This is a genomic window from Cronobacter sp. JZ38, assembly GCF_008932145.1.
In the GTDB taxonomy this organism is placed as follows: Bacteria; Pseudomonadota; Gammaproteobacteria; order Enterobacterales; family Enterobacteriaceae; genus Cronobacter; species Cronobacter muytjensii.
The window spans coordinates 33,152-44,446 of sequence record NZ_CP017662.1 but is presented as its reverse complement, the minus strand read 5'-3'; the positions used below and the strand labels follow the sequence as shown (position 1 = coordinate 44,446).

The window sequence follows — 11,295 nt, the reverse complement described above, 5'->3', positions numbered from 1 at the left end:
TCATCGCGTTGAGCGCGCCCCGCCACGGCGCAAGGTCACTCAGTGCCAGCAGAAATGATGCACAACCTGCGAAATCAATTCACGGGTCGGCTTGATAAATCGTGTTTCCAGATATTCGTCCGGCTGATGGGCCTGATTTATCGAGCCCGGCCCTAACACCAGCGTCGGGCAGAGCGTCTGAATAAACGGCGCTTCGGTGCAGTAGTTCACCACATCGGTTTGCGCGCCAAGCAGATTTTCCACCACCTGCACCAGTTTATGATCCGGCGGGCATTCGTAACCCGGGATAGGCGGATGCAGATCGAACACCGTCAGGCGCCCCGGCCAGCGCAGGCTCACCGGCTCCAGCGCCTCGTTCAGCAACCCGCTTAAATCATCCAGCGTCATGCCCGGCAGCGGACGAATATCCATATGCAGCTCGCAGCAGGCGCAGATGCGGTTAGAGGCGTCACCGCCGTGAATATGGCCGAGGTTAAGCGTCGGGTAAGGCACCGTAAACGCGTCATAGTGATAGCGTTCTTTAAGCGAATCGCGCAGCTGCATAATGCGCCCGATGGCGTCATGCATCAGCTCAATGGCGTTGACGCCGCGCTCCGGGTCGCTGGAATGGCCGGATTGCCCCTGCACGCGGATAGCGCTGGAGATATGGCCTTTATGGGCGCGAATCGGCTGTAGCGACGTCGGCTCGCCGATAATCGCGCAGTCCGGGCGCAGGGCGGTGGTCTCGGCAAAATAGCGCGCGCCCGCCATGCTGGTTTCTTCATCGGCGGTTGCCAGAATGTAGAGCGGCTTTTTTAGCTGCGTCACATCCACGTCACGCAGCGCGTCGAGAATAAAAGCGAAAAAGCCTTTCATATCGGCGGTGCCGAGCCCGAACAGTTTGTTGTCATGCTCGGTCAGCGTGAACGGATCGCGCGTCCAGCGCCCGTCGTCGAAAGGCACGGTATCGGTATGCCCCGCCAGCAGCAGGCCGCCCGCGCCGTTACCGGTGCTTGCCAGCATATTGAATTTATTGCGGGTGCCGGGCACCGGTTGTACTTCGACCTGGAACCCGAGACTGCCAAACCATCCCGCCAGCAGATTGATTAAAGTCGCATTGCTCTGATCGAGCGCGCTGTCGGTGGCGCTGATGGAAGGCGTGGCGATAAGCGTGCGGTAAATCTCGATAAAAGGCGGTAATTTCATTTTCACTGTTGACAGACCTCAGGTCGTGATAGTATCAATATTCATGCAGTATTTGTGAATAAAAATACATTAACGTTGAGCGTAAGGGAACCGCCGGGTTCCGGTGAAGACGATACGCTCGCGGACGCGGCAACGGCCTTCAGGCCTGCGCCTGAAATACATGACGGTAAAAGGTATCCAGCCCCGATGTTGAACACGCTGATTGTTGGCGCCAGTGGTTATGCCGGCGCAGAGCTTGCGACCTACGTGAATCGCCATCCGCATATGAACATAACCGCATTGACGGTCTCAGCGCAAAGCAATGATGCGGGAAAGTTAATCTCCTCTTTGCATCCGCAGCTGAAAGGCGTGCTCGACCTGCCATTGCAGCCGATGAGCGACATCCGCGAGTTCACCGATGGCGTGGATGTGGTGTTTCTCGCAACAGCCCATGAGGTGAGCCACGATCTCGCGCCGCAGTTTCTCGACGCGGGCTGCGTGGTGTTTGACCTCTCCGGCGCCTTTCGCGTTAACGACGCCGCGTTCTATGAAAAATTCTACGGGTTCACGCATCAGCACCCGCAGCTGCTTGAGCAGGCGGTGTATGGCCTGGCGGAGTGGAATCGCGACGCGCTGAAAGACGCGACGCTGATCGCAGTGCCGGGATGCTATCCGACTGCGGCGCAGCTTTCGCTGAAACCGCTGATCGACGCGGATTTACTGGATCTGAACCAGTGGCCGGTGATCAACGCCACCAGCGGCGTGAGCGGCGCGGGGCGCAAGGCGGCAATCTCCAACAGCTTCTGCGAAGTGAGCCTGCAACCTTACGGCATATTTAATCATCGGCATCATCCGGAAATCGTCACGCATCTGGGGACGCCGGTCATTTTCACGCCGCACCTCGGCAGCTTCCCGCGCGGCATTCTGGAAACCATCACCTGCCGCCTGAAGCCGGGCGTGAGCGAGCCGCAGATAGCCGCCGCGTTTAATGACGCCTACGCCGATAAACCGCTGGTGCGGCTGTATGACAAAGGCGTGCCCGCGCTGAAAAACGTGGTCGGCCTGCCGTTTTGCGATATCGGCTTCGCCGTGCAGGGCGAACATCTGATCGTGGTCGCCACGGAAGATAACCTGCTGAAAGGCGCCGCCGCGCAGGCGGTGCAATGTATGAATATTCGTTTTGGCTTTGCCGAAACGCAGTCTCTTATTTAACCGAGTCAGGTGTGATGATGAACCCGTTAATCATTAAGTTAGGCGGCGTGTTGCTCGACAGCGAAGAGGCGCTGGAGCGTCTGTTTACCGCCCTCGTTAACTACCGCAAGGCGCATCAGCGCCCGCTGGTTATCGTTCACGGCGGCGGCTGCCTCGTTGACGACCTGATGAAGCAGCTCAACCTGCCGGTGAAAAAGAAGAACGGCCTGCGCGTCACGCCTGCCGATCAGATTGACATCATTACCGGGGCGCTTGCGGGCACCGCCAACAAAACGCTGCTCGCCTGGGCGAAAAAGCACGGCATCGCTTCCGTCGGCCTGTTCCTGGGCGATGGCGACAGCGTCAGCGTGACCCCGCTGGATGAAGAACTGGGCCACGTCGGCCAGGCGCAGCCAGGTTCGCCGAAGCTGATTAACACGCTGCTGGAAAACGGCTTTATGCCAGTGATTAGCTCTATTGGCGTGACCGACAGCGGCGACCTGATGAACGTCAACGCCGACCAGGCGGCCACGGCGCTCGCGGCGACCCTTGGCGCAGACCTGATCCTGCTCTCCGACGTGAGCGGCATTCTGGACGGCAAAGGCCAGCGCATCGCCGAGATGACCGCCGCCAAAGCCGAGCAGCTTATCGAGCAGGGCATTATCACCGACGGCATGATTGTGAAAGTGCATGCGGCACTCGACGCTGCCCGCACGCTGGGCCGGCCGGTGGATATCGCCTCCTGGCGCCACGCGGAGCAGCTGCCCGCTCTCTTTAACGGTGTATCTATCGGCACCAGAATACTGGCCTGAATGCGCGTCGTCGAACGCGAATATGTCAGCGCACAGAAGCTATTTTTAAAGGAAAAAGACAATGCAAAATCACGGCATCAAAAAAGTTGTTCTCGCCTACTCCGGCGGCCTTGATACCTCCGCCATCATTCCGTGGCTGAAAGAGAACTATGAAGGCTGCGACGTGGTCGCATGCGTGGTGGATATCGGTCAGGACCGTGACGACCTGAAAGGCGTTGAGCAGAAAGCGCTGCGCTCCGGCGCGTCGGAGTGCTATGTGGTCGATGCGCGTGAAGAGTTCATTAAAGATTACGTTTACCCAGTGTTGCAAACCGGCGCGCTGTATGAAGGCAGCTATCTGCTGGGCACCTCGATGGCGCGTCCGCTGATCGCCAAAGCGCTGGTGGACGTGGCGAATAAAGTCGGCGCTGACGCGCTGTGCCACGGTGCGACCGGTAAAGGCAACGACCAGGTGCGTTTCGAATCCGCCTGGGCGGCGCTGGCCCCGCATCTGAAAGTGATCGCCCCGTGGCGTGAGTGGAACCTGCGTTCCCGTGAAGCGTTGCTGGATTACCTGAAAGCGCGCGATATCCCGACCACCGCGTCGCTTGAGAAAATCTACAGCCGCGATGAGAACGCCTGGCATATCTCTACCGAAGGCGGCGTGCTGGAAAGCCCGTGGAATGCCCCGAACAAAGATTGCTGGGTCTGGACCGTCGATCCGCTGGAAGCGCCGGATCAGCCGGAGCAGGTGACCGTGACCGTAGAAAAAGGCAACGTAGTCGCCGTGAATGGCGAGCATCTCTCTCCGTTCGGCTGCCTGGAAGTGCTGAACAAGATCGGCGCGAAGCATGGCGTGGGCCGTATCGATATCGTGGAAAACCGTCTGGTGGGCATTAAGTCTCGCGGCTGCTACGAAACCCCTGGCGGCACCATCATGATGGCGGCGCTGCGTGGCGTAGAGCAACTGGTGCTGGATCGCGACAGTTTCAAATGGCGCGAGCAGGTCGGCCTTGAGATGTCTTACGTGGTGTATGACGGGCGCTGGTTCGCGCCGCTGCGTCAGTCTCTGCAGGCGGCGGCGCAGTCGCTGGCCGAGCAGGTGAATGGCGAAGTGGTGTTGCAGCTCTATAAAGGTCAGGTGACGGCTATTCAGAAGAAATCGCCGAACAGCCTGTATAACGAAGAGTTCGCGACCTTCGGCGAAGACGAAGTTTATGACCACAGCCACGCGGGCGGCTTTATCCGTCTGTTCTCCCTCTCGTCACGTATTCGCGCGCTGAACGAGCTGAAGAAGTAATCTGCCGCTGCGCGAGGGCAGGTGGCGTTAACGCCTACCCGCCCTGCGCCCGGTAAGACATCCCGTGGCGGGTAGACAACGCGCCACGTAAAGCAGCGCATTATTTACAGGCGGGGTAAGCAACGCGCACCCGCCACGGAAAGCAGCACATTATTTACAGGGCGGGTAAGCGAAGCGCGCCCGCTACAGAAAGAAATTAACGGAGCGGATTATGGCACTTTGGGGCGGACGTTTTATTCAGGCGGCGGATGGGCGGTTTAAACAATTTAATGACTCTCTGCGCTTTGATTATCGACTCGCCGAGCAGGACATTATCGGCTCCGTCGCCTGGTCTAAAGCGCTGGTGACCGTCGGCGTGCTGACCGCGGACGAGCAGAGCCAGCTTGAAGGCGCGCTCAATACGCTGCTGGAAGAGGTGCTGGAAAACCCGCATGCGATTCTGGAAAGCGACGCGGAAGATATTCACAGCTGGGTGGAAGGCAAGCTTATCGATAAAGTCGGCCCGCTTGGCAAAAAGCTTCATACCGGGCGTAGCCGTAACGATCAGGTCGCGACCGACCTGAAACTCTGGTGCAAAACCGAAGTGCACGCGCTGCTGAGCGCCACGCGCCAGCTTCAGCAGGCGCTGGTCGTGACCGCCGAAGAAAATCAGGACGCGGTGATGCCGGGCTATACCCATCTGCAACGCGCCCAGCCGGTGACGTTTGCGCACTGGTGTATGGCGTATGTCGAAATGCTGGCGCGCGATGAAAGCCGTCTGCAGGATACCCTAAAGCGTCTGGATGTCAGCCCGCTGGGCTGCGGGGCGCTGGCCGGCACCGCGTATGAGATTGACCGCGAACAGCTGGCCGGCTGGCTTGGCTTCGCCAGCGCGACGCGCAACAGCCTCGACAGCGTCTCCGATCGCGATCATGTCATGGAGCTGCTGTCCAACGCGGCCATCAGCATGGTGCATCTGTCGCGTTTCGCCGAAGACCTGATTTTCTTTAACTCCGGCGAGGCCGGTTTTGTGGAGCTGTCTGACCGTGTGACGTCCGGCTCCTCGTTAATGCCGCAGAAGAAAAATCCGGACGCGCTGGAGCTGATTCGCGGCAAGTGCGGCCGCGTACAGGGCGCGCTGACCGGCATTATGATGACGATGAAAGGGCTGCCGCTCGCGTACAACAAAGATATTCAGGAAGATAAAGAAGGGCTGTTCGACGCGCTTGACACCTGGCTCGACTGCCTGCATATGGCGGCGCTGGTGCTGGACGGTATTCAGGTGAAACGTCCGCGCTGCCAGGAAGCGGCGCAGCAGGGCTACGCCAACGCCACCGAGCTTGCGGATTATCTGGTCGCTAAAGGCGTGCCGTTCCGTGAGGCGCACCACATCGTGGGCGAGGCGGTGGTGGAAGCCATTCGTCAGGGCAAACCGCTGGAAGACCTGGCGCTTGCCGACCTGCAAAAATTCAGCCCGGTGATTAATGACGATGTTTACCCGGTGCTGTCACTTCAGTCATGTCTTGATAAGCGCGCGGCGCAGGGTGGCGTATCGCCGGTACAGGTCTCGCAGGCCATTAGCGCGGCGAAAGCGCGTCTGGCTTAAGCGTTACTGGCAGGAAAAGCCCGGCGGATGTCGGGCTTTTTTTATGCCTTCCGAAAAACAGGCAAAAAAAAGCGGACTTACTGTCCGCTAAATAGTTCACGTTGGCTTTAGTTATTCGGCTAACAGAGAGACTCTGTGTGCGGGTTATCACTCAGTGAGGGTAATGAGTGATGTTCTCCGCGGCTGAGGCTATTATTCACTTTCGTGCTTGATAGGGATAATCGTTGGTTGCTATGCTATCTATCGCCATGAACTATCATGGCGGCGGAGGATGAAGAATGAATATTCGTGATCTTGAATACCTGGTGGCCCTTGCCGAACATCGTCATTTCCGGCGTGCGGCGGACGCCTGCCACGTGAGTCAGCCCACCCTGAGCGGTCAGATCCGCAAGCTTGAAGATGAACTTGGCGTAATGCTGCTGGAACGCACCAGCCGCAAAGTGCTGTTCACCCAGGCGGGGTTGCTGCTGGTAGACCAGGCGCGTACCGTTTTACGTGAAGTCAAAGTGCTGAAAGAGATGGCGAGCCAGCAGGGCGAGACCATGTCCGGTCCGCTGCATATTGGCCTTATCCCGACCATCAGCCCTTATCTGCTGCCGCAAATCATTCCGATGCTGCATCAGACCTTCCCCAAACTCGAAATGTATCTGCACGAAGCGCAGACGCATCAACTGCTGGCCCAGCTCGACAGCGGCAAGCTCGACTGCGCGATCCTGGCGCTGGTGAAAGAGAGCGAAGCCTTTATTGAAGTGCCGCTGTTCGATGAGCCGATGCTGCTGGCGGTCTATGAGGATCACCCGTGGGCCGGACGCGATCGCGTGCCGATGGGCGAACTGGCGGGCGAAAAGCTGCTGATGCTGGAAGATGGTCACTGCCTGCGCGATCAGGCGATGGGCTTTTGCTTTGAAGCGGGTGCGGATGAAGATACGCATTTCCGCGCCACCAGCCTTGAAACGCTGCGCAATATGGTGGCGGCAGGCAGCGGCATTACGCTGCTGCCCGCGCTCGCCGTGCCGCCGGAGCGTCATCGCGACGGCGTCGTTTATCTGCCCTGCGTGAAGCCGGAGCCGCGACGCACCATCGGGCTGGTGTATCGTCCGGGCTCGCCGCTGCGCAGCCGCTATGAGCAGCTCGCAGAGGCCATCCGCAAACAGATGGATGGCCGCTTCGACAGCGCGTTAAAACAGGCGGTTTAAGCCGTTCAGCGCGGCAACCCGATAGGCTTCCGCCATGGTCGGGTAGTTAAAGGTGGTGTTAACGAAGTACTCAATCGTGTTACCGCCACCTTTCTGCTCCATAATCGCCTGGCCGATATGAATAATCTCGGCCGCGCGCTCCCCAAAGCAATGGATCCCCAGAATCTCTTTGGTTTCGCGATGGAACAGGATCTTCAGCGTGCCGACATTCATCCCGACGATTTGCGCGCGCGCCAGATGTTTAAACTGCGCGCGGCCCACTTCGTAAGGCACTTTCATCGACGTGAGCTGCTGTTCGGTTTTGCCGACGGAGCTGATTTCCGGAATGGTGTAGATACCGGTCGGGATATCTTCCACCAGGTGCGCCGAGGCGACGCCTTTTACCAGCGCCTGCGCGGCGATGCGGCCCTGATCGTAGGCGGCGGAGGCCAGGCTCGGGTAACCGATAACATCGCCCACTGCGTAGATGTGCGGCAGCGCGGTCTGATACATGCTGTTCACTTTCAGCAGCCCGCGACCATCGGCCTCAAGACCGATATTCTCCAGCGCCAGGGAATCGGTGTTGCCGGTACGTCCGTTCGCATAGAGCAGACAGTCGGCTTTCACTTTTTTGCCTGACTTCAGGTGGACTATCACGCCATCGTCAACGCCTTCAATCTGTTCATATTCTTCATTGTGACGGATCACCACGCCGCTGTTCCAGAAGTGGTATGAGAGCGAGTCTGACATCTCCTGATCGAGAAACGCCAGCAGGCGGTCGCGGGTGTTGATGAGATCCACTTTCACGTTCATTCCGCGGAAAATCGACGCGTATTCACAGCCGATGACGCCTGCGCCGTAAATAATCACGTGGCGCGGCTCGTGATGCATGCTGAGGATGGAATCGCTGTCGTAGATGCGCGAATGGGTGAAATCGACGTCCGCCGGGTGATAGGGGCGCGAGCCGCAGGCGATGACGAATTTCTCAGCGGTCAGAGTTTCTATCGAGCCGTCCGGGCAGGTGAGTTCAATCGTGTGTTCATCGACAAAACGCGCGTCGCCTTGCAGGATCTGGCAGCGGTTGCGCTCGTAAAAGCCCTGGCGCATGTTGGTCTGCTGATTGATCACGTTGTCGGCGTGGTTAAGGATGTCGGCGAAGGAAGTACGAAGAGGACGGGAGTGAGCGCTGTATAACGGGTTCTGGTTAAATTCAATGATACGGCTGACGGCGTGGCGCAACGCTTTTGACGGGATGGTGCCCCAGTGGGTGCAACCGCCGCCAACATTATGGTAGCGCTCTATCACGGCTACCGTCGCGCCCTGTTTCACCAGGCCCATTGCAGCGCCTTCGCCGCCGGGGCCAGAGCCAATCACTATTACATCATAATCGTAGGTTTGTGGCATGGTAAGGCTTACCTTGTTCTTATACATAAAAGCAACAGAATAGTAACATCACCCAAAGAATAACCCAATTCTCACTGTGCGTTTTGCCCTCTCTGGTCGCCCCCGCTTCGTAAACAATCATTCACAATCCGTTATAAACCCGGTAGTTTTAAAACTGGTATAGTGCCGTTTCAACAGGAAGGAATCAGGCAACGTGATGGGCGTCAGAGCGCAACAGAAAGAACGAACCCGGCGGTCGCTGGTGGAGGCCGCGTTTAGTCAGCTAAGCGCGGAACGAAGTTTTGCCAGCCTGAGCCTGCGCGAAGTGGCGCGCGAGGCCGGTATCGCGCCGACCTCGTTTTATCGTCATTTCCGGGACGTGGACGAGCTGGGTCTGACGATGGTGGATGAAAGCGGCCTGATGCTGCGACAGCTGATGCGCCAGGCGCGCCAGCGCATCGCCAAAGGCGGTAGCGTGATCCGTACATCGGTCTCCACCTTTATGGAGTTTATCGGCAATAACCCGAACGCCTTCCGGCTGCTGCTGCGCGAACGCTCCGGCACGTCGGCGGCGTTTCGCGCCGCCGTCGCGCGCGAAATCCAGCATTTCATCGCGGAACTTGCCGATTATCTGGAACTCGAAAATCACATGCCGCGCGCGTTTACCGAGGCTCAGGCGGAGGCGATGGTGACCATCGTCTTTAGCGCAGGCGCAGAAGCGCTTGATGTGAGCCCGGAACAACGCGGGCAATTAGAAGAGCGACTGGTATTACAGCTGCGCATGATTTCTAAAGGCGCCTACTATTGGTACCGTCGCGAACAAGAAAAGATGGCGCAACATTCCGATAAGTGAAGGACGAGCAATGAGAACCACGACACAAGAAAAGGGTACGCTGCTGCTGGCGCTGATCGCCGGTCTGTCGATTAACGGCACCTGCGCGGCGCTGTTCAGCTCCATCGTGCCTTTCTCGATTTTCCCGATTATTTCGCTGGCGCTGACGGTCTATTGCCTGCATCAGCGCTACCTGAATCGCACCATGCCGGTGGGCCTGCCGGGTATTGCCGCCGCCTGCTTTATTCTTGGAGTGCTGCTGTATAGCGCCGTAGTGCGCGCGGAATATCCGGCGATTGGCTCTAACTTCCTGCCGTCAGTGCTTTCCGTCGTGCTGCTGTTCTGGATAGGCTTTCGCCTGCGTCGCCGCAAGGCGCGCTACGACGAGTAAAAGAAAAGGGCGCCGCGGCGCCCTTTTTGATTAGCGGCGCGTTAACAGCACGCCGCACTCCATATGGTGGGTGTAGGGGAACTGATCAAACAACGCCAGGCGCTCGACGCGGTGCGTTTCACAGAGCGTGGTGAGGTTGTCGCAGAGCGTCTGCGGGTTGCAGGAGATATAAAGGATACGCGGATACGCCTGCACCATTTTCACGGTTTCTTCATCAAGCCCGCTGCGCGGCGGATCGACAAAGATCGTCTCGCACTGGTAGCTTTTCAGGTCGATCCCTTGCAGACGGTTAAATTCACGCACGCCGTTCATCGCCTGAGTAAATTCTTCCGCCGCCATGCGGATAATCTGCACGTTGTCGATGTGGTTCGCCGCAATGTTGTATTGCGCGGCGGCGACTGACGGCTTGGCGATTTCCGTCGCCAGCACGCGGTTAAAGTTGCGCGCCAGCGCCAGCGAGAAGTTGCCGTTGCCGCAGTAGAGTTCCAGTAGATCGCCGCGTGAATTCTGGGTGACATCCAGCGCCCATTCCAGCATATGAATGTTCATCGCCGCGTTCGGCTGGGTAAAGCTGTTTTCGACCTGGCGGTAGATCATCTCTGTGCCCGCCACCGGCAGACGCTCGTCGATGTAATCCTGATCGAGCATGATTTTGGTTTTGGTGGCGCGGCCGATGAAGTGTACGTCAAAGCCGTCCGCGCGCAGCGCATCGCGCAGACGTGTCGCCTCTTCACGCCAGGCGTCGTCCAGCGCGCGGTGATAGAGCAGCGACACCACGGCCTGCTGGCTGCGGGTAGTCAGATAGTCAATCTGGAACAGCTTATGGCGCAGAGCGCGGTTGTCGCGAATGCCGTCAATCATGCGCGGCATCAGGGCGTTAATCAGCTCGCTGGCCGCCGGGAAGCTGTCGACGCGAATGCGGCTGCGCGTCTCCTGATCGAAAATAATGTGATAAAGGTCGTCGCCGTCATGCCAGAGACGAAACTCGGCGCGCATGCGGTAATGGCTGACCGGTGAGCGGAACACCTCCGGCGCGGGTGCCGCAAAAGGCGCCATCATGCTTTGCAGGCGTTCTACCTTTTCATCCAGCTGTGCGTCGTAGTGATCGATGGGGAGATGTTCAGGGGTCATCATGCGTCCTGGGTGAGAAAAATTTACGCCGGGATTGTAGGGAATGCGGGCGTGATGTCCAGCTTTGATTGTTTTTGCATCATCCCTCGCGGAAGTCTGGACATCTATAATGCGCTCCATGTAGCATGCCGTTTCCGGTCTCCTGTGAGTGAAAAGGGAATCCAGTGCAAATCTGGAGCTGACGCGCAGCGGTAAAGACAGGTGGGATGAACGCGTTCGCAGACACTGCCGGCACGCCGGTGGGAAGTCCTCATCCATATCACACCTCCAAGCCCGAAGACCTGCCGGAGTCACGTCGCATCTCGCGCACTTATCGCGTTCTATCAAGTGCGCCTGCGGCATCCTAAAAGTT

General features: G+C 58.3%; 10 protein-coding genes and 1 riboswitch. Of the genes, 7 read left to right on the top strand and 3 right to left on the bottom strand.

Annotated elements, in window-relative coordinates; all coding sequences use genetic code 11:
* Positions 1-39: 39 nt before the first annotated feature.
* On the bottom strand, positions 40-1,191 hold the full coding sequence (gene argE, locus BJP61_RS00200) for an acetylornithine deacetylase (RefSeq protein ID WP_134879189.1): 1,152 nt from the start codon (positions 1,189-1,191) through the stop codon (positions 40-42).
* Between the two features lie 180 nt (positions 1,192-1,371).
* On the opposite strand from argE, the gene argC reads away from it, so the two are divergent.
* The 5 genes from argC to oxyR all read left to right on the top strand — a co-directional run bounded on the left by argC (position 1,372) and on the right by oxyR (position 7,227).
* A complete protein-coding gene (gene argC, locus BJP61_RS00195) occupies positions 1,372-2,376 on the top strand; it encodes an N-acetyl-gamma-glutamyl-phosphate reductase (RefSeq protein WP_171997522.1) in 1,005 nt (334 codons plus the stop codon).
* 14 nt (positions 2,377-2,390) lie between these two features.
* A complete protein-coding gene (gene argB / locus BJP61_RS00190; RefSeq protein ID WP_171997518.1) occupies positions 2,391-3,167 on the top strand; it encodes an acetylglutamate kinase in 777 nt (258 codons plus the stop codon).
* A gap of 61 nt (positions 3,168-3,228) precedes the next feature.
* Positions 3,229-4,446, top strand: a complete 1,218-nt coding sequence (locus tag BJP61_RS00185; protein ID WP_007754616.1) for an argininosuccinate synthase — start codon at positions 3,229-3,231, stop codon at positions 4,444-4,446.
* 211 nt (positions 4,447-4,657) lie between these two features.
* Complete coding sequence (argH, locus tag BJP61_RS00180; RefSeq protein WP_171997516.1) at positions 4,658-6,031, top strand: argininosuccinate lyase; 1,374 nt, start codon at positions 4,658-4,660, stop codon at positions 6,029-6,031.
* A 278-nt stretch (positions 6,032-6,309) separates the two neighbouring features.
* Complete coding sequence (gene oxyR, locus BJP61_RS00175) at positions 6,310-7,227, top strand: DNA-binding transcriptional regulator OxyR (protein WP_004386937.1); 918 nt, start codon at positions 6,310-6,312, stop codon at positions 7,225-7,227.
* Here oxyR and sthA read toward each other — a convergent pair.
* Entirely contained in the window at positions 7,210-8,610 is a 1,401-nt protein-coding gene (gene sthA, locus BJP61_RS00170; RefSeq protein WP_038865918.1) for a Si-specific NAD(P)(+) transhydrogenase, read from the bottom strand. The genes oxyR and sthA overlap by 18 nt on opposite strands.
* Positions 8,611-8,803: 193 nt before the next feature.
* On the opposite strand from sthA, the gene fabR reads away from it, so the two are divergent.
* Together fabR and BJP61_RS00160 are read left to right on the top strand one after the other, a co-directional pair.
* Positions 8,804-9,442 (top strand): HTH-type transcriptional repressor FabR, encoded by a 639-nt coding sequence (fabR, locus tag BJP61_RS00165; protein WP_071603750.1) that lies wholly within the window; start codon positions 8,804-8,806, stop codon positions 9,440-9,442.
* A gap of 10 nt (positions 9,443-9,452) precedes the next feature.
* Positions 9,453-9,812 (top strand): YijD family membrane protein, encoded by a 360-nt coding sequence (locus BJP61_RS00160; protein ID WP_075192969.1) that lies wholly within the window; start codon positions 9,453-9,455, stop codon positions 9,810-9,812.
* A 30-nt stretch (positions 9,813-9,842) separates the two neighbouring features.
* On the opposite strand, the gene trmA is transcribed toward BJP61_RS00160, so the two are convergent.
* Positions 9,843-10,943: a tRNA (uridine(54)-C5)-methyltransferase TrmA gene (gene trmA, locus BJP61_RS00155; protein WP_075192970.1), complete on the bottom strand. Its 1,101-nt coding sequence runs from the start codon at positions 10,941-10,943 to the stop codon at positions 9,843-9,845.
* Positions 10,944-11,061: 118 nt separating this feature from the next.
* Positions 11,062-11,247, top strand: a riboswitch (cobalamin riboswitch).
* Positions 11,248-11,295 lie beyond the last annotated feature (48 nt).

Coding starts and splice junctions, on each gene's coding strand:
- BJP61_RS00160 (WP_075192969.1), top strand. CDS start 9,453: ATGAGAACCACGACACAAGAAAAGGGTACGCTGCTGCTGGCGCTGATC.
- sthA (WP_038865918.1), bottom strand. CDS start 8,610: ATGCCACAAACCTACGATTATGATGTAATAGTGATTGGCTCTGGCCCC.
- oxyR (WP_004386937.1), top strand. CDS start 6,310: ATGAATATTCGTGATCTTGAATACCTGGTGGCCCTTGCCGAACATCGT.
- trmA (WP_075192970.1), bottom strand. CDS start 10,943: ATGACCCCTGAACATCTCCCCATCGATCACTACGACGCACAGCTGGAT.
- argB (WP_171997518.1), top strand. CDS start 2,391: ATGATGAACCCGTTAATCATTAAGTTAGGCGGCGTGTTGCTCGACAGC.
- argC (WP_171997522.1), top strand. CDS start 1,372: ATGTTGAACACGCTGATTGTTGGCGCCAGTGGTTATGCCGGCGCAGAG.
- argH (WP_171997516.1), top strand. CDS start 4,658: ATGGCACTTTGGGGCGGACGTTTTATTCAGGCGGCGGATGGGCGGTTT.
- BJP61_RS00185 (WP_007754616.1), top strand. CDS start 3,229: ATGCAAAATCACGGCATCAAAAAAGTTGTTCTCGCCTACTCCGGCGGC.